Annotated in this window: 26 protein-coding genes and 1 other RNA gene; 13 read left to right on the plus strand and 14 right to left on the minus strand. The window is 70.1% G+C overall.

What is annotated here, in order from left to right:
• Positions 1–60: 60 nt before the first annotated feature.
• Together SGCZBJ_RS13540 and SGCZBJ_RS13545 are read left to right on the plus strand one after the other, a co-directional pair.
• On the plus strand, positions 61–474 hold the full coding sequence (locus SGCZBJ_RS13540; RefSeq protein ID WP_058348592.1) for a hypothetical protein: 414 nt from the start codon (positions 61–63) through the stop codon (positions 472–474).
• A gap of 21 nt (positions 475–495) precedes the next feature.
• On the plus strand, positions 496–936 hold the full coding sequence (locus SGCZBJ_RS13545) for a hypothetical protein (protein WP_101718533.1): 441 nt from the start codon (positions 496–498) through the stop codon (positions 934–936).
• Between the two features lie 243 nt (positions 937–1,179).
• Here the strand turns inward: SGCZBJ_RS13545 and SGCZBJ_RS13550 are convergent, their stop codons facing one another.
• From SGCZBJ_RS13550 to SGCZBJ_RS13570, 5 genes are all read right to left on the minus strand, one after another.
• Positions 1,180–1,686, minus strand: coding sequence for a F0F1 ATP synthase subunit B (locus SGCZBJ_RS13550; RefSeq protein WP_101718534.1), 507 nt, complete (start codon positions 1,684–1,686; stop codon positions 1,180–1,182).
• A gap of 12 nt (positions 1,687–1,698) precedes the next feature.
• Positions 1,699–2,232, minus strand: a complete 534-nt coding sequence (locus SGCZBJ_RS13555; protein WP_101718535.1) for a F0F1 ATP synthase subunit B family protein — start codon at positions 2,230–2,232, stop codon at positions 1,699–1,701.
• Between the two features lie 112 nt (positions 2,233–2,344).
• Positions 2,345–2,569, minus strand: a complete 225-nt coding sequence (locus SGCZBJ_RS13560; RefSeq protein WP_101713756.1) for a F0F1 ATP synthase subunit C — start codon at positions 2,567–2,569, stop codon at positions 2,345–2,347.
• 48 nt (positions 2,570–2,617) lie between these two features.
• On the minus strand, positions 2,618–3,379 hold the full coding sequence (locus tag SGCZBJ_RS13565) for a F0F1 ATP synthase subunit A (RefSeq protein ID WP_101718536.1): 762 nt from the start codon (positions 3,377–3,379) through the stop codon (positions 2,618–2,620).
• A 5-nt stretch (positions 3,380–3,384) separates the two neighbouring features.
• Positions 3,385–3,756: an AtpZ/AtpI family protein gene (locus SGCZBJ_RS13570; RefSeq protein WP_101718537.1), complete on the minus strand. Its 372-nt coding sequence runs from the start codon at positions 3,754–3,756 to the stop codon at positions 3,385–3,387.
• A 314-nt stretch (positions 3,757–4,070) separates the two neighbouring features.
• On the opposite strand from SGCZBJ_RS13570, the gene SGCZBJ_RS13575 reads away from it, so the two are divergent.
• Both SGCZBJ_RS13575 and SGCZBJ_RS13580 read left to right on the plus strand, forming a co-directional pair.
• A complete protein-coding gene (locus SGCZBJ_RS13575) occupies positions 4,071–4,454 on the plus strand; it encodes a DUF6481 family protein (RefSeq protein WP_101718538.1) in 384 nt (127 codons plus the stop codon).
• A gap of 102 nt (positions 4,455–4,556) precedes the next feature.
• Positions 4,557–5,348: a TSUP family transporter gene (locus SGCZBJ_RS13580; RefSeq protein ID WP_101718539.1), complete on the plus strand. Its 792-nt coding sequence runs from the start codon at positions 4,557–4,559 to the stop codon at positions 5,346–5,348.
• 156 nt (positions 5,349–5,504) lie between these two features.
• Here the strand turns inward: SGCZBJ_RS13580 and smc are convergent, their stop codons facing one another.
• The 4 genes from smc to SGCZBJ_RS13600 all read right to left on the minus strand — a co-directional run bounded on the left by smc (position 5,505) and on the right by SGCZBJ_RS13600 (position 10,858).
• Positions 5,505–8,951 (minus strand): chromosome segregation protein SMC, encoded by a 3,447-nt coding sequence (smc, locus tag SGCZBJ_RS13585; RefSeq protein WP_101718540.1) that lies wholly within the window; start codon positions 8,949–8,951, stop codon positions 5,505–5,507.
• Between the two features lie 15 nt (positions 8,952–8,966).
• Complete coding sequence (locus SGCZBJ_RS13590; protein ID WP_101718541.1) at positions 8,967–9,578, minus strand: thioredoxin domain-containing protein; 612 nt, start codon at positions 9,576–9,578, stop codon at positions 8,967–8,969.
• A gap of 2 nt (positions 9,579–9,580) precedes the next feature.
• Positions 9,581–10,204 carry a DsbA family protein gene (locus SGCZBJ_RS13595; RefSeq protein ID WP_101718542.1) on the minus strand — a complete coding sequence of 208 codons (624 nt, stop codon included), beginning with the start codon at positions 10,202–10,204 and terminating at the stop codon, positions 9,581–9,583.
• Between the two features lie 108 nt (positions 10,205–10,312).
• Positions 10,313–10,858 carry a DUF721 domain-containing protein gene (locus SGCZBJ_RS13600; protein ID WP_101718543.1) on the minus strand — a complete coding sequence of 182 codons (546 nt, stop codon included), beginning with the start codon at positions 10,856–10,858 and terminating at the stop codon, positions 10,313–10,315.
• Between the two features lie 63 nt (positions 10,859–10,921).
• On the opposite strand from SGCZBJ_RS13600, the gene mutY reads away from it, so the two are divergent.
• On the plus strand, positions 10,922–11,974 hold the full coding sequence (mutY, locus tag SGCZBJ_RS13605) for an A/G-specific adenine glycosylase (protein WP_101718544.1): 1,053 nt from the start codon (positions 10,922–10,924) through the stop codon (positions 11,972–11,974).
• A gap of 131 nt (positions 11,975–12,105) precedes the next feature.
• Positions 12,106–13,506 carry a glycoside hydrolase family 28 protein gene (locus SGCZBJ_RS13610; protein WP_101718545.1) on the plus strand — a complete coding sequence of 467 codons (1,401 nt, stop codon included), beginning with the start codon at positions 12,106–12,108 and terminating at the stop codon, positions 13,504–13,506.
• A gap of 163 nt (positions 13,507–13,669) precedes the next feature.
• Here SGCZBJ_RS13610 and SGCZBJ_RS13615 read toward each other — a convergent pair whose 3' ends face one another.
• Together SGCZBJ_RS13615 and SGCZBJ_RS25890 are read right to left on the minus strand one after the other, a co-directional pair.
• A complete protein-coding gene (locus tag SGCZBJ_RS13615; protein ID WP_101718546.1) occupies positions 13,670–15,511 on the minus strand; it encodes an arginine--tRNA ligase in 1,842 nt (613 codons plus the stop codon).
• A complete protein-coding gene (locus SGCZBJ_RS25890; RefSeq protein WP_101718547.1) occupies positions 15,508–16,209 on the minus strand; it encodes a Tat pathway signal sequence domain protein in 702 nt (233 codons plus the stop codon). The genes SGCZBJ_RS13615 and SGCZBJ_RS25890 overlap by 4 nt, the downstream gene beginning before the upstream one ends.
• 174 nt (positions 16,210–16,383) lie before the next feature.
• On the opposite strand from SGCZBJ_RS25890, the gene ispH reads away from it, so the two are divergent.
• Positions 16,384–17,358, plus strand: coding sequence for a 4-hydroxy-3-methylbut-2-enyl diphosphate reductase (ispH, locus tag SGCZBJ_RS13625; RefSeq protein ID WP_101718548.1), 975 nt, complete (start codon positions 16,384–16,386; stop codon positions 17,356–17,358).
• Between the two features lie 7 nt (positions 17,359–17,365).
• Here the strand turns inward: ispH and SGCZBJ_RS13630 are convergent, their stop codons facing one another.
• Both SGCZBJ_RS13630 and SGCZBJ_RS13635 read right to left on the minus strand, forming a co-directional pair.
• Positions 17,366–17,758 (minus strand): type II toxin-antitoxin system death-on-curing family toxin, encoded by a 393-nt coding sequence (locus tag SGCZBJ_RS13630; protein ID WP_101718549.1) that lies wholly within the window; start codon positions 17,756–17,758, stop codon positions 17,366–17,368.
• A gap of 6 nt (positions 17,759–17,764) precedes the next feature.
• A complete protein-coding gene (locus tag SGCZBJ_RS13635; RefSeq protein ID WP_101718550.1) occupies positions 17,765–17,986 on the minus strand; it encodes an AbrB/MazE/SpoVT family DNA-binding domain-containing protein in 222 nt (73 codons plus the stop codon).
• A gap of 92 nt (positions 17,987–18,078) precedes the next feature.
• On the opposite strand from SGCZBJ_RS13635, the gene thrB reads away from it, so the two are divergent.
• The 4 genes from thrB to SGCZBJ_RS13655 all read left to right on the plus strand — a co-directional run bounded on the left by thrB (position 18,079) and on the right by SGCZBJ_RS13655 (position 20,461).
• Positions 18,079–19,041, plus strand: a complete 963-nt coding sequence (gene thrB / locus SGCZBJ_RS13640) for a homoserine kinase (RefSeq protein ID WP_101718551.1) — start codon at positions 18,079–18,081, stop codon at positions 19,039–19,041.
• Positions 19,038–19,484, plus strand: a complete 447-nt coding sequence (gene rnhA / locus SGCZBJ_RS13645) for a ribonuclease HI (RefSeq protein WP_101718552.1) — start codon at positions 19,038–19,040, stop codon at positions 19,482–19,484. The genes thrB and rnhA overlap by 4 nt, the downstream gene beginning before the upstream one ends.
• A 73-nt stretch (positions 19,485–19,557) precedes the next feature.
• Entirely contained in the window at positions 19,558–19,974 is a 417-nt protein-coding gene (locus SGCZBJ_RS13650) for an MAPEG family protein (protein ID WP_101718553.1), read from the plus strand.
• 145 nt (positions 19,975–20,119) lie between these two features.
• The gene (locus tag SGCZBJ_RS13655) at positions 20,120–20,461 is read left to right on the plus strand and encodes an endonuclease domain-containing protein (RefSeq protein ID WP_101718554.1); all 342 of its coding nucleotides are present in this window, start codon (positions 20,120–20,122) and stop codon (positions 20,459–20,461) included.
• A gap of 72 nt (positions 20,462–20,533) precedes the next feature.
• Here the strand turns inward: SGCZBJ_RS13655 and nudC are convergent, their stop codons facing one another.
• Positions 20,534–21,478, minus strand: coding sequence for an NAD(+) diphosphatase (nudC, locus tag SGCZBJ_RS13660; RefSeq protein WP_101718555.1), 945 nt, complete (start codon positions 21,476–21,478; stop codon positions 20,534–20,536).
• A gap of 146 nt (positions 21,479–21,624) precedes the next feature.
• Here nudC and ffs point away from each other — a divergent pair.
• Positions 21,625–21,723: signal recognition particle sRNA small type (gene ffs, locus SGCZBJ_RS13665), an RNA gene on the plus strand.
• An 82-nt stretch (positions 21,724–21,805) separates the two neighbouring features.
• Complete coding sequence (locus SGCZBJ_RS13670) at positions 21,806–23,647, plus strand: DNA polymerase III subunit gamma/tau (protein ID WP_101718556.1); 1,842 nt, start codon at positions 21,806–21,808, stop codon at positions 23,645–23,647.
• The last annotated feature ends 14 nt before the right edge of the window (positions 23,648–23,661 follow it).

Here is a 23,661-nt window from a genome sequence, read left to right on the forward strand (position 1 = left end):
AGACGAGGGGGCCGGCCTATTTCCGGAAACCGGCGGACCACAAGCCCCGTTCAGCCCCCCATGAACCTCGCCATCGCCATGCCGCCCGTGCGCCTCTCCGTTGCCGACGAACTCGCCCGCGAGCTTCTCGGCCGGATCATTCGCGGCCTGCTCGTGGCCCTTGGCCTGGTGTTCATCGCGGCGGGCTTTCTGATCGCGCCCCTGCCCGGCCCGATGGGCGTGCCGCTGACGGTCATCGGCCTGATGCTGGTGCTGCGCAACTCGTTCAAGGCCCGCAAGCAGTTCGTCCGCTTCCAGCACGCCCACCCCAAGCTGGTCTTCCCGCTGCGCCGCCTGCTGCGCCGCGAGCCCGAGGTGGTGCTGGTGGCCTGGCAGCAGGCCCTGCGGATCGAGAAGCTGGTCATCCCGCGCCGCTGGCGCGTGGCCAAGCGCTGGCGCAAGGCGCTCAAGCGCCGGGGCCAGCGCGCGGTCTAGGGCCCCCGTGAGCCGCCTCCAGTGACCCGGCGCGACCCCAGGGTCGTTCGCCGCCTTTCCAGCCTCCGTCGCCGCCGGCTGGCCTTCGTCGTGCGCGAAACCTTCGCCCGCGTGGCCCGGCTGCTGCTGATCGCCCTGGGCGTCCTGATCCTGCTGGCCGGCGCGGTGCTCACCCCCCTGCCCGGCCATGTCGGCCTGCCGCTGCTGGTGATCGGGCTGATGGTGGTCTTACGCAACTCGTTCCAGGCCAAGCGCCGCTTCATCCGCTGGCAGAAGCGTCACCCCAAGCTGATCTTCCCGATCCGCCGCCTGATGCGCCGCGAGCCGGAGATCCTGCTGGTCGCCTGGCAGCAGCTGCTGCGGTCGGAGAAAGTGTTCCTGCGGCGGCCGGGCTGGCGGGTGCTGAAGCGGGGGCGGAAGGCTGTGCGGAAGGCGCTGAGGCGGCAACAGGCGGCGGGCTGAAGCCCCATCTCCAACCTCCCGTCATTCCCGCCCTTGTGGCGGGAACCTCTGGTTCCGCCCGCACCTGAAACGCCGGCGGCGTGCCGAGCACGCCGCTCCCACCGCCCTTGCGGCTGACTGAGGGGTTCCCGCCACAAAGGCGGGAATGACGGGAGAAGGTGGAGGCTTCAACACGGGCCCAAAAAGAAAAAGGCGCGGCCCTTGCGAGCCGCGCCTTTCGATCTTTCAGCTGTCCGGGAAGGACTACTGCAGCTTGCCGCCGATCTGGCCGATGGCCGCATCGACCAGCGGGTCCGAGCCGGTCGCGACGCGGGCCAGCAGGACCGCCTCGGCGGCCTGCGAGGCGAGGTCGACGGCCGCGGCCTTGACGTCCGCAGCGGCCTGGGCCTCGGCCTGGGCGATCTTGCGCTCGGCCATTTCGGCGCGACGCTTGATCTGCTCCTCGAGCTTCTCCTTGGCCTCGGCTTCCAGGCGGATCGCGTCCGCCTTGGCCGCCTCGAGCATGGCCGAAGCCTGGCGCTCGGCTTCCTCGCGCTGGGCCTTGACCTCGGCGAGCAGGGCTTGCGCCTCCTCGCGGAGCTGCTGGGCCTCGGCGAGCTCGGCCTGGATCTTGGCGGCGTAGCCGTCAAGCGCGCCGAACAGGGCGCCGGGCAGGACCTTCAGCACGACCAGCAGGCCGAAGAAGATCACCAGGGCCGCCAGGACCCAGAACTCCGGGTTGGAGAAGCTGAACAGGGATTGATGTTCCATGTCGGCTACTCCTTAGGCCAGAGCCGCTTTGAGCTCGGCGGCCGAAGCCGCCTTGCCCGTCAGCTTCTCGACGATGGCGCCGGCCGTTTCCTCGGCCACCGTGCGGACGTGGCTCATGGCCTCGTCGCGGGCGGTGGTGATCGAGGCTTCGGCGGCGGCCAGCTTCTCGGCCAGAACGGCTTCTTCCTTGGCCTGACGCTCGGCGGCTTGCGCCGTGGCCTTGGCCTTGGCGTCAGCAGCGGTCTTCTGGGCCTTGGCGCGAGCCTCGGCGACCTCGGCCGCGGCCGCGCGGGCCTGGGCTTCGGCTTCGTCCTTCAGACGACGGGCGTCGGCGATGTCGCCGGCGATCTTGGCGCCGCGTTCGTCGATCGCGCCGCTGACGCGGGGCAGCAGGCCCTTCGACAGCACGACGTAGAGAACGGCGAAGATGAGCAGCAGCCAGACGATCTGACCGCCCCAGTGCTGGAACTGGAGCTGCGGAAGACCGCCGCTCTCGTGCCCAGGGGCTTCAGTCGACTCGACCGTGCCGTGATTTTCCGTCGCCATGGGCGAGGGCGCCTCTCAGCTAACGCCTGCCATCCGATGGGACGGGCAGGCTCGGTTCTAGAAGATCAAAGCGCGGCGCGGGCCGAAGGCCGGCCCCGCCGCGCTCTGGGGATTACGAGAAGAGGATCAGGAAGGCGATGACCAGGGCGAAGATGCCCAGGGCTTCCGTCAGCGCCATGCCGAGGAACAGCATCGGACGCTCTTGAGCGGCGGCGGTCGGGTTACGCAGCGCGCCTTGGAAATAGTTGCCGAACATGACGCCCAGGCCGACGCCCGCGCCGATCATGCCGAGCATGGCCAGGCCAGCGCCGATGTACTTAGCGGCTTCCGCTTCCATTGTGAGGCTCCTTGAGAATTCAGAGATAGGTTGAAGAGAAAAGGGTGATCAGTGGCTGTCGAGGTGCACGACGTCGTTGAGATAGACGCAGGTGAGCACCGCGAACACGAAGGCCTGAAGGAAGGCCACCATGAACTCGAGCGCCGTCAGGGCGATGACGGAGGAGAGGGCCAGGGCCGCGCCGGCCCAGCCCAGGACGCCGAGGCCGCCCAGGGCGACGACGAAGCCGGCGAAGATCTTCAGCACGACGTGGCCGCCCAGCATGTTGCCGAACAGACGAAGGCCCAGGGTGATGGGGCGGATCAGGAACGAGAGGATCTCGATCGGCACCAGCAGGAAATACAGCGGCCACGGCACGCCCGACGGGGCGAACAGCTTGAAGAACTTGAGGCCGTTCTTGGCGAAGCCGACGGCGACCACGGTCAGGATGACCATGATGCCCAGGGTCAGGGTCACGGCCAGCTGCGAGGTGGCGGTGAACACCAGGAACATGCCCTGGATGTTCATGAACAGCACGAACGCGAACAGGGTGAAGACGAAGGGCAGGTACTTCTTGCCGTCGTGGCCGATGATCGACTCGGCCAGTCCGTCGACCAGTCCGTAGAGCATCTCGCCCACGGTCTGCAGGCGGCCCGGCACCACGGCCTTGCGGGCGGCGGCGGCATAGAACACCACGATCAGGGTCGCGGCCAGCAGCATCGCGAACACCGAATTGGTGATCGACAGGTCGATAGCGCCCAGGCCCGGAACGGTCACGGTCGGCAGTTCCACGATCTTCTGGATCTGGAACTGGTGCATCGGATCGGCCATCGGCCCTAGTCTCTCTTCTGCTTGGGGGCGGTTGGCCCGTCCCCGTTGTCTACATCCTCGGCCGGAGCCTTGGACGCCTGCGCGCTCAGTTTCGTCGCCTTGCGGACGACGGAGAATATCGCGAGACCCGTGCCGATCAGCAGACCGCCGACCATCCCCCAAGGCCCCGTGCCGGCATAATGATCGAGCAGCCAGCCGAAGCCGAGCCCCACCAGAACGCCCCCGATCAAATCCGCCAGGAGGCGATAGCCGTCCTGGGAAGCTTTCTCGCCCGCCGCCTTGACGGGCTTTTCCGCCGCCTTCCGCGCCTCGAAAGCGTCGAGCCGAGCGTCCAGGCTTTGCAGGGCCTTGTCGTTCGGTTCGTCGGCCTTGGGCATGGGAAGCGGTCAGGTCCGAAAGCGCCCGCAGACGCGCCTGAAGAAGGCGCTTTTTCGGCCGGCTTGATCGCGGCGGAACCTATAGGGCGCGCTGCGGTGCGTCAAGATTGTGGAGAAACTACGCAAGGCGCTGTTTTCGCGAGGGAATTTCCGCAGGGTCAGCTGAACCACGGAATCCGGGTCTCCCAGGCGCCCCCATCCCCCGCCGGTCGCTCGCGCGCGACATTCCGTCCGTCGCCGAACCGGCCCGTTTGGATTGCTTTTCGGAGCGTTTTGGGGTTTAGAGACGCGCCTCTCCAACAGCACGAAGCTTCATGTCCTATCTGAAGAACACCGGATTCGCCGATCGCATCACCGCCCAGCAAGACGCCAAGAAGGCCATGCTGGCGAAATTCAAGCCGAAGGCCGCCGTTCAGGATCCTGATTTCGACAAGCGCGACGAGCAGCGCGCCGCCGAACTGGAAGCCGTCCGCGCCGCCCGCGCCGAAGCCAAGGAAATCGCCCGCCTCGAAGCCCTGGCCCGCCAGGAAGAGATCGCGGCCGTCAAGCGCGCCGAACGCAAGGAACGCAAGGCCGCCGAAATCGCCGAGCAACGCGTCCGCAAGGAAGAAAAAGCCGCGGCCCGCGAAGAGCTGAAGGCCCTGGGCCGCACCAGCAAGGCCTCGCGCGCCCACCAGTGGGGCAGCCTGATCGGTTGATCGAATGATGGGGAGACGCGCCATGGCCGCCTCCCCTTCCTTCACCCGCCGCCTGCCGCCGCCCGGCCCCCGGGCGGCTTTTTGCGTTTGTAGGGCCCTGTGATGGAACATCTGAGCGTCCAGCTGCTCGTCATCCTGTTCGCCGTGGCCTTCGTGGCCGGGACCCTGGACGCCATCGCCGGCGGCGGCGGCCTGATCACCCTGCCGGCGCTGCTGCTTTCGGGCCTGTCGCCGATCGCGGCGCTGGGCACCAGCAAGCTGCAAAGCACGTTCGGTTCGGTCTCGGCCACGCGGGCCTTCGCCAAGCGCGGCCTGATCGACTGGAAGACCGCATGGCCGATCGGCCTCACCGCCGGCCTGGCGGGGATCGCCGGCGCCCTGTGCGCCAGCCTGCTGTCGCCGAAATTCCTGGCCGGCCTCGTGCCGGTGCTGCTGATCGTCATCGCCGTCTATTTCGGCCTGTCCAAGGCCCTGAAGGCCGAGGACGGCCCATCCCGCCTGGCCCTGCCGGTCTTCGCCGGCTTCATCGCGCCGATCGTCGACTTCTATGACGGGATCTTCGGTCCGGGCGCGGGGGCCTTCTACATGGTCGCCATCGTCACCCTGCTCGGCTACGGCGTGCTGAAGGCCACCGCCCACACCAAGCTGGCCAACGCCGCCAGCAATGTCGGGGCGCTGGCGCTGTTCATCCTCAAGGGCGCGGTGATCTGGCCCATCGGCCTGGCCATGGCCGTCGGCGCCTTCCTGGGGGCGCAACTGGGCTCTCGCCTGGCCGTGCGGTTCGGGGCGCGGCTGATCCGGCCGCTGCTGGTGACCATCTCCTGCGCCATGGCGGTGAAGCTGCTGGCCGACCCGGGCAATCCCCTGCGGCAGATGGCGGCCGGGCTGTTCTGATCCCTCTCCCTGAAGGAATCCTGTCTCCGTAAAATCCCCGCGAAGCCCCCTCCGGCCCTTCGGGCCACCTCCCCCAGAGGGGGAGGATCTGGGACGCCAAGATGCTCCCCCTCTGGGGGAGCTGTCGGCGAAGCCGACTGAGGGGGCTCCCCCTGTCTACTGCGCCGCCACCAGCTCTTCGGCGGTGCTCAAGTCCACGCTGACGAGCTGGCTCACCCCGCGCTCGGACATGGTCACGCCGAACAGGCGGTCCATGCGGCTCATGGTCACCGGGTTGTGGGTGATGGCGATGAAGCGCGTCAGGGTGCGGCGGCGCATCTCGTCGAGCATGTTGCAGTAGCGGTCGACATTGGCGTCGTCGAGCGGCGCGTCGACTTCGTCCAGCACGCAGATCGGGGCCGGATTGGCCAGGAACACGCCGAAGATCAGGGCGCTGGCGGTCAGGGCCTGCTCGCCGCCGCTCATCAGGCTCATGCTGGCCAGGCGCTTGCCGGGCGGACAGGCGAAGATTTCCAGGCCCGCCTCCAGCGGATCGTCGCTCTCGATCAGCCGCAGCTCGGCCTGGCCGCCGCCGAACAGCGCCTGGAACAGGGTCTGGAAGTGGTTGTTGATGACGTCGAAGGCGGCCAGCAGGCGCTCGCGCCCCTCGGCGTTCAGCTCCTCGATGCCGTCGCGCAGCTTGGCCACCGCGCCCGACAGGTCGGCGCGCTCGATGCGCATGGTCTCGAGCCGCCCGGCATATTCCTGGGCCTCCTCTTCCGCGCGCAGGTTCACCGGGCCGATGGCGTCGCGCTCGCGTTCCAGGGCGAACAGGTGGGCCTCGACGCCGGCGGCGTCCTTGGGAACGGCCACGGCCTCGCCGGCCAGGTGGCGGCCTAGGGCCTCGGGCTCCATGCGGGCGCTCTCGCGAATATTGCCGGCAATCTCGGCGAAGCGCTCGCGTGCGGCGTCCAGGCGGGCGACCAGGGCGGCGCGGCGCTCGCGGGCCTCGCCGGCGGCCTGGTCGGCGGCGCGGGCGGTGCGGTCGGCGGTGATGCGGGCGGTCTCGGCCGCCTCCAGGGCGTCGCTGGCCTTGGCCCGGCGCTGCTCGGCGGCGTCGAACTGGTCGACGAGGACCAGAAGCTTTCCTTCCAGCTCGGCCGGAGCGGCGCGGGCGGCCTCCAGCGCGGCGGCGGCCTTGGCGCGGTCGGCCTCCAGGGCCTCGGCGCGCTTGGCGGCCGCGTCGCGGCGGCGGGTCCAGTCGCCGAGATCGCGCTCCAGGCTTTCCAGCCGGCGCTGGCGACCGGCGCGCTCGCGGTTCTCCAGGTCCAGGGCCGATCGCGCCGCCGAAGCGGCTTCGCGGGCGGCGGCGGCGGCCTGGCGGGCGGCTGCCAGCTGCGGCGCCAGGTCGCCGACCGAGCCGGCGGCCTCATGCTCGGCGCGGACGCCGGCCAGGGCCTCGTCGGCCTCGGCGCGTTCGGCCTCGAAGCGGGCGATGGTGTCGTCCAGCGACTGGGCGCGGGCCTCGCGCTGGGCGGCCTCGCGCTCGTAGCGGGCCACGGTCTCGCGGGCCTGGGTGAGCAGGCGTTCGGCGTCGGGCGGACCCCGGCGCTTGTCACGCAGGGCGTCCTCGGCGGCGCGCAGGCGGTCGGCGGCGGTCTTCAGGGCGGCGGTGGCGGCCTCGGCCTGGGGCGCGATCGCGTCGATCTCGGCCTCGACCTCGGCCAGGCGGGTGCGCTGCTCCAGCCGGACGGCGGCGGGCTTGGGGGCGTCGGCCTTGGCCACGAAGCCGTCCCAGCGCCACAGGTCGCCTTCCTTGGAGACCAGCCGCGCGCCCACGGGCAGGCTCTTGGCCAGGCGCTCGGCGTCGGCCCGGTCGACGAGGCCGACCATGGCCAGGCGCGCGGCCAGCTGCGCCGGCGCCTTGACCAGCGGGGCCAGGGGCTGGACGCCCTCGGGCCAGGACGTCGCGGGGGCCTCGGCGCCGGCCCAGTGCGAGGGGGCGCGGGCGTCCAGCGCCGCTTCCAGGTCGTCGCCCAGGGCGGCGGCCAGGGCCGCGCCGTAACCCTTGTCGGGCGTCACCGCGTCGAGGGCGGGCGAGAAGCCGCTCTTGGCGCGCGGGGCGGTCAGCTGGGCCAGGCCCCGGGCTTCCGTGCGCAAGCGGCCCATCTGGTCCTCGGCCTTGCGGGCGAGATCCCGGGCCGCGCCCTCGGCTTGCGCGGCCGTGGTGCGTTCGGCCTCGGCGGCCTCCAGGGCGGCGCGGGCGGCGGCCAGGGCGGCCTCGGCGTTGGAAAAGCGCTGACGCGCCTCGGCGGCGGCGGGGTCGACGGCCGGACCGACGGCGGCGCGCTCGGCCTTGGCCTGGTCCAGGGCGCGGACCGTGCGGGCCAGGCGGCTCTCGGCCTCGGCCAGGCGCTGGGCGGCGGCGCGGGCGCGGGCCTCCTCGGCGGCGGACTGGGCGGCCAGCCGTTCGACGGCGCTGTCGGCCTCGGCGCGAGCGGCCTCGGCGGCCTTGGCGGCGGTCTCCAGCTCGGGGCCGCGCTCGGGGGCGGCGGCGATCAGGCCGCGCACCTCGGCCAGTTCCGGCTCGATGCGGGCCAGAGAGCGACCAGCATCCTCGGCCGCCTGCTGCTCTCGGGCGCGGTCCTCGTCGATGCGGGACAGATCGGCCGACAGGCGCTGGAACTCGGCCGCGGCGGCGGCGGCGTCGCGCTCGGCGCGGTCCTTCTGGATCGCCAGCTGGCCCAGCACCGCCTGGGCGATGGCCGCCTCTTCGCGCAGCGGCGGCATGGCGGCTTCGGCGGTGACGATCGCGCCCTGGCCGGCGGCGGCGGCGCGGGCCGTTTCCTCGACCTCGCGGGCCGACTGCGTGGCCTCGGACTGGGTGCGCTCCAGCGTGTCGCGGGCCTCGGCCCAGCGGGCGAACAGCACCGCCCCCTGCACGGCGCGGATCTCGGCCGACAGGCGCTTGTACTTCTCGGCCTGGCGGGCTTCGCGCTTGAGGCGGTTCAGGGCCGTCTCGAGCTCGCGGGCCACGTCTTCCAGGCGGGTCAGGTTGCTCTCGGCGGCCCGCAGGCGAAGCTCGGCCTCGTGGCGGCGCGTGTGCAGCCCCGAGACCCCGGCGGCCTCTTCCAGGATGCGGCGGCGGTTCTGCGGCTTGGCGCCGATCAGCTCGCTGATCTGGCCCTGGCGCACCAGGGCCGGCGAGTTGGCCCCGGTCGAGGCGTCGGCGAACAAGAGCTGGACGTCGCGGGCGCGCACCTCGCGGCCGTTGATGCGGTAGGTCGAGCCGGCCCCGCGGTCGATGCGGCGCACGACCTCCAGCACCGGATCGTCGTTGAAGCTGGCCGGCGCGGTGCGGTCGGCGTTATCGATGGTCAGGGTGACGTCGGCGTGGTTGCGCGGCGGGCGGTTGCCGCTGCCGGCGAAGATCACGTCGTCCATGCCGCCGGCCCGCATGGCCTTGGCGGAGTTGGCGCCCATCACCCAGCGCAGGGCTTCCAGCAGGTTGGACTTGCCGCAGCCGTTGGGCCCGACGATGCCCGTCAGGCCAGGCTCGATCCTGAACTCCGTCGGCTCGACGAAGGACTTGAAGCCGGACAGGCGCAGGCGCTGGAACTGCACGGCCGCGCCCGCCCTCTAGCCCTTCAGGGCCTTGTCGATGGCTTGGGCCAGATCGTCCACGGTGACGTCGCCGACCAGCTGGGCGCCGTTGACGAAGAAGGTCGGGGTGCCCTCGATCCTGTCGCGCTTGGCCGAGGCCTCGACGCGGGCATTCAGCGCGGCGAGCGCGGCCTTGTCGTTGAGAGTCGCTTCCAGCTGGGCCTCGGTCAGGCCGAAGCGCTTGGCCACGCCCAGCAGGCCGCCCCAGTAGTCGCCGGTCTGGTACATGGACTTCTGGGCGGCGAAGATCGCGTCGACCGCCTCGAAATAGCGGACCGGCGGCACGCGGTTGGCCAGCAGGAAGCCGGCGCCGGCCAGGTCGTAGGGCGGGGTCAGGAACTCGCGGAACACCAGCCGGGCCTTGCCCGTGTCGATGTAACGCTTCTTGATCGCCGGCATCACGTCCATGGCCGTGTGGGCGCAGTGGCCGCAGCTCATCGAGGCGTACTCGACGATCTGCACCTTGGCCTTGGGCGAACCCAGCACATGGTCGCCCGGCTGGGCCGGCAAGGGCGCGGCGCGCGCCAGCGTCGGCATGGCGGCGGCCGCCATGCCCGAGACGATCAGCGCGCGCCGGTCCAGGGTCATGCCTACTTGCTCGCCGCAGCGATGGCGGCGTCCAGCTGGGCCAGCGGAGCCTCGCCGCCTTCGTCGTTCAGCTTCTTGCCGTTGATGACGAAGGTCGGGGTCCCCTTGATGTCGGTTTCCTTGGAGTAGCGCTCGATGCGGTCGTTGAGGGCCTTCAGGGCCTTCTCGTCGCTGACGCAGGCGTCGAACTGCTGTTCGTTCAGGCCCGACGACTGGGCGATGCGCAGCAGCACGCCGCGATAGTCGCCGGTGGTGAACATCTCTTCCTGCGAGCGGTAGACCGAGTCCAGCACCGAGAAATACTTGTCCTTGCCGGCGCAGCGGGCCAGCAGGAACGAGGCGGCGGCCACCTGCGGCGGGGCGGTCAGGAACTCGCGGTAGACGTAGTTCACCTTGCCGGTGTCGATGTACTTCTGCTTGAAGGCCGGGAACACTTCCTCGTTCCACTTGGCGCAGTGGACGCATGAGGCCGAGGCGTACTCGATGACCGTGACCTTGGCGTTGGGATTGCCCAGGCTCATGTCGTCGGCCGTGACGGTCGAGCCCGACTTGTTGCAGGCGGACAGGCCGGCGACGCTGGCGACCAGGGTCGCGGCGAGCAGGATCCGGCGAAGGGGCGAGCGCATGGTCGGGTCTTCCTCGAACGTGAACAGTGAAGTTAAGCGCGATTCTTTAGCCGCGTGAAAATGGCGCCGATGAGGCTTTCGCGCATCAGCGGCAACCCGCGAAGGTTGTCAACGCTCGTTGCGCAGCACGCCCCGGCCCAGCTTCAGCAGCGCCTCTTTCAGCGGGCCTTCGGGCTGGTCGGACAGGCTGGAGGCCAGGTCGCGTTCCTGGGCCGCGTCGAGCGGCGGCCGGCGGCGCGGGCGCGGCGGCGCCGAAGCGGCCGCGGCGACGCGAACGGGCCCCTGGATGATGCGCAGTCGGGTCACCGCGCCCTTGCCCAGCAAGAGGTCCAGGCGCTGGGTGATCTGGCCGACCTGGTGCTGGATCAGCGAGGCGACCGGGCCGTCGACGCGCAGTTCCAGCGTGCCGCCCTCGCCGGTGCGGCTCTTGATGATGCGGACGGGCTCGGTGCGGCGGGCCAGGCTCTCGCCGACGATCTCCTTCCAGCGGGCCTGCAGCGCGCCGGGGCCCTGGCCGTGCTTCTTGTCGAGTTCGCGGATGAACTTGGCCAGGCTCTTGCCGGCCGGCGGGGGCACGCGCATCGGCGGCCGGGTGCGGCGGCGCGACAGGATCTTCAGGGCCTCGTCGGCCGTGGGCAGCGTGCGGCGATACATTACCCACAATGCTAGCATGTCCCCCTCCCCTCGCGCGCGCGGATTTGCGATAGGAGGCGGACAATGACCGACGTCGCCGCGATCCGCTCCGCACTGCTTTCCTGGTACGACCGCGAGGCGCGGGTGCTGCCGTGGCGAACCGGCCCCGCCGCCGGCGCCATGGGCCTGCGCAGCGACCCCTACCGGGTGTGGCTGTCGGAGGTGATGCTGCAACAGACCACGGTGCCGCACGCCACGCCCTATTTCCTGGCCTTCACCCAGCGCTGGCCCACCGTCGAGGCCCTGGCGGCCGAGCAGGACGGCGAGCTGATGGCCGCCTGGGCGGGCCTTGGCTACTACGCCCGGGCCCGCAACCTCTTGGCCTGCGCCCGGGCGGTGGCCGGCCAGCACGGCGGCGAGTTCCCGGGCACGGAAGAAGGCCTGCTGGCCCTGCCGGGCGTGGGCGCCTACACCGCCGCGGCCGTAGCGGCCATCGCCTTCGACCGGGCGGCCAACGTCGTCGACGGCAATGTCGAGCGGGTGATGGCGCGGCTGTTCGCGGTGGAGACGCCGCTGCCCGACGCCAAGCCCGAACTCAAGCGCCTGGCGGGCCTGCTGGTCACCGACGAGCGGCCGGGCGACTGGGCCCAGGCGCTGATGGACCTGGGCGCCACCGTCTGCAAGCCCAAGGCCCCGCTGTGCGACCGCTGCCCGGTCGAGCCGTTCTGCGCGGCCAAGGCCAAGGGCGCGCCCGAGACCTGGCCGCGCCGCACCAAGAAGGCCGACCGCCCGCGCCGCCATGGCGTGGCCTATATCGTCAGCCGCCGGGGCGAGACGGCCCTGGTGCGGCGTCCGGACAAGGGCCTCTTGGGCGGCATGCTGGGCCTGCCGACCTCGGACTGGCGCGACCGCCCGTGGAGCGACGACGAAGCCGCCCGCGCCGCCCCGATCCTGGCCCCCTGGCGCGACCTGGGCGCGGTGGAGCACGTCTTCACCCACTTCTCCCTGACCCTGCGGGTGATGGTCGCCGAGGCCGACGTCGCCGGCGACTTCGTTTGGACCCCGCACGAGGGCCTGACCGCCCTGCCCAGCGTGTTCCTGAAAGCGGCCCGGGCCGGGCTGGAGCGGTTGGTTTAGGAACCTCCCCCACAGGGGGAGGTCCCCTTGCGCGCCCGCCTGCTCAAATCCCGAATATTGACTTCACATCCCATCATGCGAGCAATACGCCCCGACAAGGGCGGTGAACGCCCGGCATCGGGAGACCCGGCATGGCTATCGTTCAGACCACCCGGCGGACGGCGCTGGGCGTAGGCGTCCTCGCCCCGCTGATCCCCGGCCTGGCCTTGGCCCGCCCCCTTCCCCGCAAGCTGGTGCGCCCGACCGCGCCGTTCGACATGCCCTCGATCGGCGTGCCGAACTTCTCGGGCGCCAGGCGCTTCCCCATCACCGAGTTCGGCGCCGACCAGGGCGACCAGGGCAAGACCAGCGCCGCCATCTCCGCGGCGATCACGGCGGCCAACGCCGCCGGCGCGGGCGTGGTCGTGATCCCCGAGGGGACCTGGCCGACCGGCAAGGTGCATCTGAAGAGCAACGTCGCCCTGCACCTGGCCAAGGGCGCCACCCTGCTGTTCTCCGAAAAGCCCGCCGACTACCTGCCGGCCGTCCAGACGACGTGGGAGGGCCTGGAATGCTGGAACTATTCGCCGCTGGTCTACGCCTTCGACTGCGAGAACGTGGCGATCACCGGCCCCGGCCGGCTGAAGGCGAAACTCGACGTCTGGCGCGAGTGGTACAAGCGGCCCAAGCCGCACATGGACGCCCTGCTGGCGCTCTACCATCAGGCCGCCAGGGGCGAACCGGTCAGCGAGCGCCGGATGACGGCCGGCGAGGCCAATCTTCGCCCGCAGTTCATCCAGTTCAACCGCTGCCGCCACGTATTGATCGAGGACGTCAGCATCGAGGACAGCCCGTTCTGGGTGATCCACCCGTTCCTCTGCACCGACGCGGTCATCCGGCGGGTGAAGATCCGCGCCCACGGCCACAACAACGACGGCGTCGACCCGGAGATGAGCCAGAACGTGCTGATCGAGGACTGCGTGTTCGACCAGGGCGACGACGCGGTGTCGGTGAAGTCGGGCCGCGACCAGGACGCCTGGCGCTTAGGGGTTCCCACCCGCAACGTCGTCATGCGCGACTGCAAGATCAGGAACGGCCACCAGCTGATGGCCGTGGGCAGCGAGCTGTCGGCGGGGATAGAGAACGTCTTCGTCGACAACTGCCACTTCGTCGGCGACGGGAAGGGCGAGGACGGCTGGGCCGTGCCGATCGCCAACCTGCTGTTCGTCAAGACCAACGAGCGGCGCGGCGGGTTCGTGCGCAACATCCACATGCGCAATGTCAGCGCCACGAAGATCGCCGGCAGCGTGCTCGCGATCGACACCGACGTACTCTACCAGTGGCGCACCCTGGTCCCGACCTACGAGCGGCGGCTCACCGCGATCGAGGGCCTGCGGGTCAGCGACGTGCGGGTCGAGGAGGCCGGCTCGGTGTGCAGCATCAAGGGCGAGAAGGACCTGCCGGTGCGCGACGTGCGGCTGCGCCGGGTCACGGCCGGCAAGGTGGCCGGGCCGGTGACGACGGAGAACGTGGCGGGGTTCAATATAACCTAATCCCTCCCCCTCGATGGGGGAGGGGCAGGGGTGGGGGTGGCCGCGGCGGTTAGGCTGGCCCCAGGTCTTGAACCGCTGTCACCCCCATCCCCGGCCCTTCCCCCATCAAAGGGGGAAGGGAGAAGAGAAGAGCGGGCCGATCAGGCCCGCCCCTCCCCTGGTCCTACATCCGCTCGGGCGTTTCCACGCCCAGCAGGTCGAGCGCCAGCTCCAGCTGCTTCAGCGCCGTCTGGGCCAGGGTCAGGCGCGAGGCGCGCACGGCCGGGTCTTCGGCGCTCAGGATCGGGCAGGCGGCGTAGAACTTCGAGAAGCCCTGGGCCAGCTTGTAGGCGTGCTCGGCCACGAAGTTGGGGGCCTTCTTGTCGTAGGCCTCGCTCAGCGCGCCCTCGAAGGCGTCCAGCAGCAGGGTCAGGTCGCGTTCGGCCTGCTCGGCGACGATCACCGGGCCGCCTTGCGCGCCCTGGTCGGCGGCCTTGCGCAGGATGCTCTTGATGCGGACGGTCTGGTACAGCAGGTAAGGACCGGTCTTGCCCTCGAAGCTGGTGAAGCGGTCGAGGTCGAAGACGTAGGAGGTGCCGCGGAAGTTCTGCAGGTCGGCGAACTTCAGGGCGGCGACGCCGACCTTGTGCGCGGTCTCCTCGAAGGCTTCCGGCGACAGTTCCGAACCAAGGCCGGCTTCGCGCAGGCGCTCGCGGGCCTTTTCGCGGGCCATCTCGATCAGGTCGTGCAGCTTCAGAACGCCGCCGGCGCGGGTCTTGAACGGCTTGCCGTCGGCGCCGTTCATGGTGCCGAAGCCGATGTGCTCCAGGCCGCCCGGCTGGGCGTAGCCGGCCAGGTAGGCGGCGCGGAACACCTGCTCGAAGTGGTCGGCCTGGCGCTGGTCGACGCAGTAGAGGATCAGGTGCGGGTCGAACGACTGGCGACGATCCAGGATCGTCGCCAGGTCGGTCGTGCCGTACATGGCCGAGCCTTCCGACGAGACCACCAGCAGCGGATCGGGGCTTTCGACCTCGATCACCGAGCCGTCGGGCAGCTTCTTCTTCTTGGTCTCGCCCGGGCGGGCCACGCGGACGATGCGGGCGCCCTGGTCCTCGACCAGCAGGCCCTTGTCCTCCAGCTGGCGCACCATCGGCGCGATCAGCGGGTCGGCGTCGCTCTCGCCCTTCCACAGGTCGAAGTCGACGCCCAGGGCGTGGAACTCGCGTTCCAAGGCCACGCGGCTGACGTCGACGAAGTGCTTCCACAGCAGCCGATAGCCGAAGCGGCCGTTCTGCAGGTCGGCCGTCGCCTTGCGGGCGCGGTCGCGATACTCGGCGTCTTCCTTGGCGCGCGCGGCGGCGGCCGGATACAGGCGGTCGAGGTCGGCCAGGGTCACCCGGCCGGCGAACTCGGCGCGCACCTTGGCGGCGTCGGCGTCGGAGAAGTCGCGCGGGGCGTCCGGCAGCTTGTCCATCAGGGCGGAGATGAAGGCGTCCTCGTCCATCACCGCGGTGATGAGCAGGCCCATCTGGAAGCCCCAGTCGCCGAAGTGGGCGTCGCCCACCACCTGGTCGCCGCGGAAGCGGTACAGGCGCTTGATTGACTCGCCGATGATCGAGGCGCGCAGGTGGCCCACGTGCATCGGCTTGGCGACGTTGGGGCCGGCATAGTCGACCAGCACCCGGCGCGGATCGGCCAGCAGGCTGGCGCCGGCGCGTTCGTCGGCGGCGATCTCGTCGGCGCGGGCGGCCAGGGCCGCGGGGCTGACGCGCATGTTGATGAAGCCGACGCCGGCGATCTCGACCGAGGCCAGACGCGGGTCGGCCTTCAGCTGCTCGACCACCTGGACGGCGATTTCGCGGGGGTTACGCTTGGCGCTCTTGGCCGCGGCGAGTGCGCCGTTGCACTGGAAGTCGGCCAGGTCGGGCCGGTCGGACGCCGTGACGCGCCCGAAGTCGGGAGACAGTCCGGCGGCCTGGAAAGCGGCCGCGGCCGCCTCGCTCAAGGACCGCTTCAAATCGTTCATTGCTTAGGAGGAGTCCCTGCTTGCTGGGCTTGGGCGGCCTGGCCGGCGTTGACGCGGAAGCGCTTGCCGTCGCGGTTGAAGGCGGCCATTTCCGGGGTGACGTCGAAGCCGATCAGGACTTCGAAATTGCTGCCGCTCGTCGTGGCTTCGGCGCGCGGAATGGTGATGGTCTGCAGCTTCTCGGTGGCGTAGACGCGGTCGCCGCTGGCCGGGAAGGTGATCGGCAGGTCGAAATATTCCTTGGCCAGCACCGACTTGTTGCGCTCGGTCACGGCCACCCAATAGCGATAGGTCTTGCGGGTCTCGGTCGCTTCGGGACCGCGGCCCAGGGCGAACAGCACCTCGACCTGCATCTTGATCGGGTCGTTGCTCTTGTAGGCGCAGCCCGAGGACACGCCCTGGATCTCGCCGGTGTAGCCGGTGGCGGCGGCGCTTTCCTTGCCGCCCTTGAACTCGACATAGCGGCTGGCGTCGTACAGCACCTTGACGAAGGGGCACGGGCCGGCGTTGCGCAGCTGGGCCAGCGGAGCCTTGGGCTGGTTCCACTCCTCGTCGCGTTTCTTCTTCTTGGCGCCGCCGTCGTCTTCCTGGCCGCCGCCCTGGCCGCCGCGGCCGCCCTGGGCGTAGGCGCTGGTGGCGGTGACGGCGATCGACAGGGCCATCAGGGCGCTGAAGGCGACGGAAAGCGTGCGGCGCATGAAACGTCCGGTTCGAGAAGGATTGCCAGAAAGGGAAAGGCCCCAACCGGCGTCATGCAGCCTGATAAAGGCATATGCGTGACCTCGCAACGGGCGCACGTTGCAGCTTGGTCGTCAAAACGCCATGTGCGGCACGTCTGGCGCACGGACGCGCGAACGCTTAGGTTCCGCGCCATGACCACGTCCGCGCCGATCCGTCCCCCGGTCCGTCCCAAGCTCCGCCTGTTCCTGGCCAGCCCGCGCGGCTTCTGCGCGGGGGTCGACCGGGCCATCCAGATCGTCGAGCGGGCCATCGAGAAGTTCGGCGCGCCGGTCTATGTGCGCCACGAGATCGTCCACAACCGCCACGTGGTCGATCGCCTCAAGGCCCTGGGCGCGATCTTCATCGAGGAGCTGAACGAGGCCCCCGACGACCGCCCGGTGGTGTTCTCGGCCCACGGCGTGCCGAAATCGGTGCCGGCCGAGGCCAAGTCGCGGCAGATGATCTATCTGGACGCCACCTGCCCGCTGGTCTCCAAGGTCCATGTCGAGGCCCAGAAGCACTTCGACAACGGCCGCGAGATCGTGCTGATCGGCCATGCCGGCCACCCCGAGGTCGTCGGCACCATGGGCCAGCTGCCCGAGGGCACGGTGGCCCTGATCGAGGACATCGACGACGCGCGCACCTGGCAGCCCAAGGACGCCTCGAACGTGGCCTTCCTGACCCAGACCACCCTGTCGGTCGACGACACCGCCGACATCGTGGCCATGCTCAAGGAGCGCTTCCCCGGCATCGCCGCGCCGCACAAGGAAGACATCTGCTACGCCACCACCAACCGCCAGGACGCGGTGAAGATGCTGGCCGAGGCCTCCGACCTCATTCTGGTGGTCGGCTCGCGCAACTCGTCCAACTCGGTGCGCCTGAAGGAAGTGGGCCTGAAGGCCGGCGCCAAGGCCGCCTACCTGATCGACGACGCCTCGGGCCTGGACTGGAGCTGGTTCGAGGGCGTTTCGAGCATCGGCCTGACCGCCGGCGCATCGGCCCCTGAAGACCTGGTGCAGGGCGTCATCGACGCCATCAGCGGCCATTTCGACCTCGAGATCGAGGAACTGGTCGAGGCCCGCGAGACGGTGACGTTCAAGCTGCCCCGGCTGCTGACGACGGCTTGATCGGAGGTCAGAGCGCGTCAATGACGCGCGGGCGAAGCCAATCGGTAAGCTCGGAAATGCCGATCTCGCCGGCGGCGACCGCGAACATCGCCTTCGTCGCATCGTCTGGCTCAGCCGTGAGCCAAAGGCCGTTGTCCTCCAGGAACATGCCGAGCGTCATGAACGCCGCGCGCTTGTTGCCGTCGATGAAGGGGTGGTTCGACGCGACCGCGACGGCGTAGGTGGCGGCGAGTTCGATCAGATCCGTGACGCCCTCATAAGCATGACGGTTCACTGGACGAGCGAGGGCCGAGTTCAAGAGCCCCTGATCCCGTACGCCGCTTGCGCCGCCCGTCTCGGCCAGCACCAAGTCGTGCCAACGGACCAGCAGCGCCTCGTCGATCCAAACCGGCTCGTTCATCGGCGATTATTTCGCCAGCGCCTCGAAGGTCGAACGATAGCGTTCGAGGAAAGCCCGGCCGCGCTCGAAGCGCTCGTCCGTCGATCGCGCCGCCAGCGTGAACGGCCCACCCGCCTTGCCGTCAATGACCAGGGTGTCGCCGGCCTTGGCGCCGAGCAGGGCAAGCAGTTCTTCGGTCAGCTCGACCTTAACCGCCTCGCCTTGTTGCTCGATCTTGAGTTCGATCATGGAGCGCTCCTTGCGGCGAAACCATAACACGGCCCTCCCGCCGCCGACAGGAGCCGCTTGACCGCCAGCGCGCGGCGCCGCATCCCGCGCCCATGGCCGTCTACACCGACATCACCGACCAAGAGCTCGAAGCCTTCCTGGCCGAGTACGACCTGGGCGCCCCGGTTGCGTTCAAGGGCATCGCCGAGGGCGTGGAGAACTCCAACTTCCTGCTGGAGACGGAGACGGGCCGCTACATCCTGACGGTCTACGAGCGCCGCGCGCGGCCCGAGGACCTGCCCTATTTCCTCGACCTCCTGGGCTGGCTGGCCGATCGCGGCTACCCGTCGGCGCGGCCGGTTCCCGACAAGGCCGGCAAGACCCTCAAGACCCTGCGCGGCAAGCCGGCCGCCATCGTCGGGTTCATGCCGGGCCTGTCGGTGCGCAAGCCCAGCCCCGCCCACTGCCGCGAGGCCGGCGAAGGCCTGGCCTGGCTGCACCTGGCCGGCGAAGGCTATGCCGGCCGCCGCGCCAACGACCTGGGCCAGCCGCACTGGGCCCCGCTGTTCTCCAAGCACCGCCAGGCCGCCGAGGACCTGAAACCGGGCCTTGCCGCGACCATCGACAAGGACCTGGCCGAGATGGCCCTGGCCTGGCCGCGCAACCTGCCCACGGGCACGATCCACGCCGACTACTTCCCCGACAACGTCTTCTTCAGGACCGACGGCAAGTTCGCGGCGACCATCGACTTCTACTTCGCCTGCGACGACGCCTACGCCTACGACGTGGCCGTGACCCTGAACGCCTGGTGCTTCGAGGCCGACGGCAGCTTCAACGTCACCGCCGCCCAAGCCCTGGTCGCCGGCTACGAGCGCCGCCGCCCCCTGAGCCCGGCCGAGCGCGACGCCCTGCCGATGCTGGCGCGCGGCGCGGCCATGCGCTTCTTCCTGACCCGCCTGGCCGACTGGAACGCCACGCCGGCCGGCGCCCTGGTGCGTCCGAAGGACCCGCTGGAGTACGAGCGCAAGCTGGCCGTCCACCGCGAGGGCCTGTCGCTGTTCGGGGGCCGCGCGTGACCCCCAAGCTGATCATCTACACCGACGGCGCCTGCCGCGGTAATCCCGGCCCCGGCGGCTGGGGCGCGGTGCTGATGTACGGCGAAAAGCGCAAGGAGATCTGCGGCGGCGAGCTGGCGACGACCAACAACCGCATGGAGCTGATGGGCGCGATCATGGCGCTCGAGGCGCTGAACCGCCCGACCAAGGCCGAGCTGCACACCGACAGCCAGTACGTGATGAAGGGCGTCACCCAGTGGATCCCTGGCTGGAAGGCCAAGGGCTGGAAGACCGCCGACAAGAGCCCGGTCAAGAACGTCGACCTGTGGCAACGCCTGGATGCGGCGCGCCTGCGCCACGAGGTCGACTGGCGCTGGGTCAAGGGCCACGCCGGCCACGAGCACAACGAACGGGCCGACGAACTGGCCCGCCGCGGCATGGAAGAGACGCTGAAGAAGCGCTGACGAAACGGCAGGCTTCGCGCCACGCCTCCTGACCGATAGCCTCCCCGAAACACGACCTGGGGAGGCAAGACCGATGAACACGATGATCGCGCCGGTGCTGGCGCTGGTGAGCTGGACGCTGGTGATGTGGGCGTGGATGTACGCCCAGCGCCTGCCGGCGATGACCAAGGCCGGGATCAAGCCGCAGGACGCGCGGTTTCCCGGCGCGCTGGACGTGCTGCCCGACCATGCCCGGCAGGCGGCCCACAACTACAACCACCTGATGGAGCAGCCGACGATCTTCTACGCGGCGGCCCTGGCGATCTTCGTCGCCGGCCATGGCGACGCGACGGCCGTGGCCCTGGCCTGGACCTATGTCGCCCTGCGGATCGTGCACAGCCTGGTGCAGGCCAGCGTCAACATCGTGATGGCGCGCTTCCTGGCGTTCGCCCTGTCGAGCCTGGTGCTGGTGGCGCTGGTGGCGCGGGAGTGGGTGAGGCTGGCGGGGTGAGGGCCGCAAACCTGACCCCTCTCTCTCTTCGAGAGAGGGAGGGGCCCGCCGCGAAGCGGCGGGAGGGTGAGAGGTTTCACCGACAGCAGGAAAATCCCCATTCCTTCGGTTGCGCCGCTTTCACGAGCGAGCCGAAGCTGACGTCATGAACAGGGCAGTCAACGCCCGCAGGCTTCGCCGGGATCAGACCCTCGCGGAAAAGGCGCTTTGGAAGCTCGTCCGCAACCGTCGCCTCGGCGACTTCAAATTCCTGCGGCAGCTTCCGATCGACCGCTACTTCGCCGACTTCGTCTGCGAGGCTGGAAAGCTGATCGTCGAGCTGGACGGTGCGGCCCACGATGGACGCGAAGATCCCGACGCGCGGCGCACGCAAATCCTGGAACTGTTCGGATACATGGTCCTGAGGTTCCCGAACGAGCGCGTTCTGGCCGATCCCGGCGGTGTCGCCGATGACATACTGGCGGTGCTTGGTTCGACGAGGCTGTAACCTCTCACCCTCCCACCGCCTGCGGCGGCGGGCCCCTCCCTCTCTCTAAGAGAGAGGGCTCAGGAAGCCCCCTCACCCCTCGCTCTCGCACCAGGTCTTGATCAGCTGGTGCGCGATGGCCAGCGTCGGGGGGGCGAAGGCGTCTTCGATCTCGCCGCGGATCAGGGCCTTGGCCTCGTCCTTGTCGAACCAGCGGACGGCTTCCAGCTCGGTCTGGTCGGGGGCGGCCTGGTCGCTGTCGACCTCGGCGATCATGCCCATCATCAGCGAGGCGGGGAACGGCCAGGGCTGGCTGGAGTGGTAGCGGACCTTGACAGCCACCAGGCCGGCCTCTTCCTTCAGCTCGCGGGCGCAGGCCTCCTCGATGGTCTCGCCTGGCTCGACGAAGCCGGCCAGGGCCGAGAACATGCCGGCGGGCCAGGCCGCCTGGCGGCCCAGCAGGCACTTGCCGCCATGCACGGCCAGCATGATCGCCACCGGATCGGTGCGCGGGAAATGCTCGGCGTGGCAGGACGGGCAGATGCGCTTCCAGCCGCCGTCGGCGATGTCGCTCTTGTTGCCGCAGTTGGCGCAGAACGGGTGCTTGCGCCGCCATTCGAACATCGACTTGGCGGTGGCCAGGATGCCGGCGTCGGGCGCGGGCAGGGTCGCGGCCGCGCCGCGCAGATCCTCGAACCGGCCAAGCCCCTGAAGCGCGCCCTCGGACGGATCGGCCGCGCCCTCCAGGTCGACGGCGAAGACGGCGATGTCCTTCCACAGGCCCATGAACAGCAGGCGCTCGTCGGTGCCGGCCAGTTCCTTGGCCATGTCTGCGCGCAGATAGGCGATCTGGACGCCCGTCGGCTCGTCGTCGGCTAAAGGCGAATCCTCGACCAGGACCTTGCCGTTCCAGACGGCGACGGCCAGGGACTGGGGGTCCTCCAGCTTCTCGGCGATCCAGCTGGCGTCGCCTCGGCGCTCGCCGGCGCGGTCAAGCGGATTGCCCGCGAAGATGTTGACGATCTCGGAAAGCGGCATGGGTCGATTCTGTAGAGGCTGGCCGGGCAAAGTGTAAGGGGTTTTGGCGTCCGGCGCCCGCCCAGCGAAGGCCGGCGACAAAGAGTCGTCACGGGGCGGAGCGCTTGGCGCTTGCATATCGCGCGATGAGTCGCGATATACCCCCTCGGAGATCGGCGACGGACGATGGCCTCGCCAACCTGGTCAGGGCCGGAAGGCAGCAGCCACAACGAGATCACCCTCGGGTCGCCCGCCGGTCTCCACCTTACCCCTTAAATTCTGTCAGCAGACGCGATGCGGCCGCCCGCGAGCCTTTTGCCGCGCCGCCCGACGCTCTAGACTGCGCCCATGGCCGACCACGACCTCACGCCCGATTCCGCTCCGCCCTGGGACGAGCCCGCGTTCGAGCGCGAGGAGGCGCCCGAGCGCGACGAGAACACGGCCGACATCTTCGGCGAGGCGCCGCCCGCCCCTGCCCCCGTGGCGGCCAAGCCGCTGCCCGAGCCGGAAGCCGAAGAGGCCGGCGCGGCCTATACCGTGCTGGCCCGCAAGTACCGCCCGCGCACCTTCGAGGACCTGATCGGCCAGGAGGCCATGGTCCGCACCCTGGCCAACGCGTTCACCACCGGCCGCATCGCCCACGCCTTCATGCTCACCGGCGTCCGCGGGGTCGGCAAGACCACCACCGCCCGCCTGCTGGCCCGGGCCCTGAACTACGAGAGCGACACCGTCCACGGCCCGTCGGTCGACCTTTCCACCGAAGGCCGCCATTGCCGGGCCATCATCGAGGGCCGGCACATGGACGTGCTGGAACTCGACGCCGCCAGCCGCACCAAGGTCGACGAGATGCGCGAGCTGCTGGACGGGGTGCGCTACGCCCCCGTCGAGGCGCGCTACAAGGTCTACATCATCGACGAAGTGCACATGCTGTCGACGGCGGCGTTCAACGCGCTGCTGAAGACGCTGGAAGAGCCGCCGCCGCACGCCAAGTTCATCTTCGCCACCACCGAGATCCGCAAGGTTCCAGTGACGATCCTGTCGCGGACCCAGCGCTTCGACCTGCGCCGGATCGAGCCGGACGTGCTGGCCAAGCACTTCGACCGCATCTCGCAGCGCGAAGGCGCCAGGATCGATCCCGACGCCCTGGCCCTGATCGCCCGCGCGGCCGAGGGCTCGGCCCGTGACGGCCTGTCGCTGCTCGACCAGGCCATCGTCCAGACCGAGCGCGGCCAGACGGTCACCGCCGCCGTGGTGCGCGACATGCTGGGCCTGGCCGACCGCAGCCAGACCATTGCCCTGTTCGAACAGGTGATGAGCGGCAAGCCGGGCGAGGCCCTGACCACCTTCCGCCAGCTGTGGGGCTTCGGCGCCGACCCGGTGGTGGTGATGCTCGACCTTTTGGACCACTGCCACGCCGCCTCGGTAGCCAAGGCGCTGGGCCCCGAGGCCCTGTCCATGCCCAAGGAGCAGGCCGCGCGCCTGACCTCGGTCGGCGCCCAGACCAGCGCCGGGACCATGGCGCGCCTGTGGCAGATGCTGCTCAAGGCCCATGACGAGGTGCGCCGCGCGCCCGACGCCATGGCCGCCGCCGAGATGGCGATCATCCGCCTGTGCTACGCCGCCGACCTGCCGGGCCCGGAGGATGCGCTGAAGGCCCTGCGCGACGGCGGCAATCCGGGCGCTGGTCCGGGCGGCGGCGTCGCCGTGGGCGGGGGCGCGGCGCCGGGCGGAGCCGTCTCGGCCGCGCCGCGCGCCATGGCCGCCGTCGGCGCCGCCCCGGCCGCCCCCGTGCTGGCCTCGTTCGACGACGTGCTGAAGCTGATCGCCGAGAAGCGCGACATCGGTCTTCGCCTCGACGTCGAGCAGTTCGTCCGCCCGATCAGCTTCCGCCCCGGCGCCATCACCTTCGAGGCCGCCCCCGGCGCGCCCGGCAACCTGGCCGGACGCCTGGTCCGCGCGCTGAAGGAATGGACCGGCCAGCCCTGGCTGATCGCCGCCGAGGGCGGCGGCGGGGCCGAAAGCCTGATGGAGCGCCAGAAGCGCGAGGAGCGCGAAGCCCTGGCCGCCATCAAGTCCGATCCGTTCGTGGCCTCGGTGCTGTCGGCCTTCCCCGGAACCGAGATCGTCGAGATCCGCAAGGTCCTGGCCCCCGAACCCGCGCCGATCGAGCCGGACGAGGCGGAGGACTGATTTTTCCCCTTCCC

It is taken from the genome of Caulobacter zeae (assembly GCF_002858925.1).
GTDB classification, from domain to species: domain Bacteria; phylum Pseudomonadota; class Alphaproteobacteria; order Caulobacterales; family Caulobacteraceae; genus Caulobacter; species Caulobacter zeae.

Excerpts from the sequence above, each read along its gene's own strand:
- SGCZBJ_RS13540 (WP_058348592.1), top strand. The coding sequence starts at position 61 with ATGAACCTCGCCATCGCCATGCCGCCCGTGCGCCTCTCCGTTGCCGAC.
- SGCZBJ_RS13550 (WP_101718534.1), bottom strand. The coding sequence starts at position 1,686 with ATGGAACATCAATCCCTGTTCAGCTTCTCCAACCCGGAGTTCTGGGTC.
- SGCZBJ_RS13555 (WP_101718535.1), bottom strand. The coding sequence starts at position 2,232 with ATGGCGACGGAAAATCACGGCACGGTCGAGTCGACTGAAGCCCCTGGG.
- SGCZBJ_RS13560 (WP_101713756.1), bottom strand. The coding sequence starts at position 2,569 with ATGGAAGCGGAAGCCGCTAAGTACATCGGCGCTGGCCTGGCCATGCTC.
- SGCZBJ_RS13565 (WP_101718536.1), bottom strand. The coding sequence starts at position 3,379 with ATGGCCGATCCGATGCACCAGTTCCAGATCCAGAAGATCGTGGAACTG.
- SGCZBJ_RS13570 (WP_101718537.1), bottom strand. The coding sequence starts at position 3,756 with ATGCCCAAGGCCGACGAACCGAACGACAAGGCCCTGCAAAGCCTGGAC.
- SGCZBJ_RS13575 (WP_101718538.1), top strand. The coding sequence starts at position 4,071 with ATGTCCTATCTGAAGAACACCGGATTCGCCGATCGCATCACCGCCCAG.
- SGCZBJ_RS13580 (WP_101718539.1), top strand. The coding sequence starts at position 4,557 with ATGGAACATCTGAGCGTCCAGCTGCTCGTCATCCTGTTCGCCGTGGCC.
- SGCZBJ_RS13590 (WP_101718541.1), bottom strand. The coding sequence starts at position 9,578 with ATGACCCTGGACCGGCGCGCGCTGATCGTCTCGGGCATGGCGGCCGCC.
- SGCZBJ_RS13595 (WP_101718542.1), bottom strand. The coding sequence starts at position 10,204 with ATGCGCTCGCCCCTTCGCCGGATCCTGCTCGCCGCGACCCTGGTCGCC.
- SGCZBJ_RS13600 (WP_101718543.1), bottom strand. The coding sequence starts at position 10,858 with ATGTATCGCCGCACGCTGCCCACGGCCGACGAGGCCCTGAAGATCCTG.
- mutY (WP_101718544.1), top strand. The coding sequence starts at position 10,922 with ATGACCGACGTCGCCGCGATCCGCTCCGCACTGCTTTCCTGGTACGAC.
- SGCZBJ_RS13610 (WP_101718545.1), top strand. The coding sequence starts at position 12,106 with ATGGCTATCGTTCAGACCACCCGGCGGACGGCGCTGGGCGTAGGCGTC.
- SGCZBJ_RS13615 (WP_101718546.1), bottom strand. The coding sequence starts at position 15,511 with ATGAACGATTTGAAGCGGTCCTTGAGCGAGGCGGCCGCGGCCGCTTTC.
- SGCZBJ_RS25890 (WP_101718547.1), bottom strand. The coding sequence starts at position 16,209 with ATGCGCCGCACGCTTTCCGTCGCCTTCAGCGCCCTGATGGCCCTGTCG.
- ispH (WP_101718548.1), top strand. The coding sequence starts at position 16,384 with ATGACCACGTCCGCGCCGATCCGTCCCCCGGTCCGTCCCAAGCTCCGC.
- SGCZBJ_RS13630 (WP_101718549.1), bottom strand. The coding sequence starts at position 17,758 with ATGAACGAGCCGGTTTGGATCGACGAGGCGCTGCTGGTCCGTTGGCAC.
- SGCZBJ_RS13635 (WP_101718550.1), bottom strand. The coding sequence starts at position 17,986 with ATGATCGAACTCAAGATCGAGCAACAAGGCGAGGCGGTTAAGGTCGAG.
- thrB (WP_101718551.1), top strand. The coding sequence starts at position 18,079 with ATGGCCGTCTACACCGACATCACCGACCAAGAGCTCGAAGCCTTCCTG.
- SGCZBJ_RS13650 (WP_101718553.1), top strand. The coding sequence starts at position 19,558 with ATGAACACGATGATCGCGCCGGTGCTGGCGCTGGTGAGCTGGACGCTG.
- SGCZBJ_RS13655 (WP_101718554.1), top strand. The coding sequence starts at position 20,120 with ATGAACAGGGCAGTCAACGCCCGCAGGCTTCGCCGGGATCAGACCCTC.
- nudC (WP_101718555.1), bottom strand. The coding sequence starts at position 21,478 with ATGCCGCTTTCCGAGATCGTCAACATCTTCGCGGGCAATCCGCTTGAC.
- SGCZBJ_RS13670 (WP_101718556.1), top strand. The coding sequence starts at position 21,806 with ATGGCCGACCACGACCTCACGCCCGATTCCGCTCCGCCCTGGGACGAG.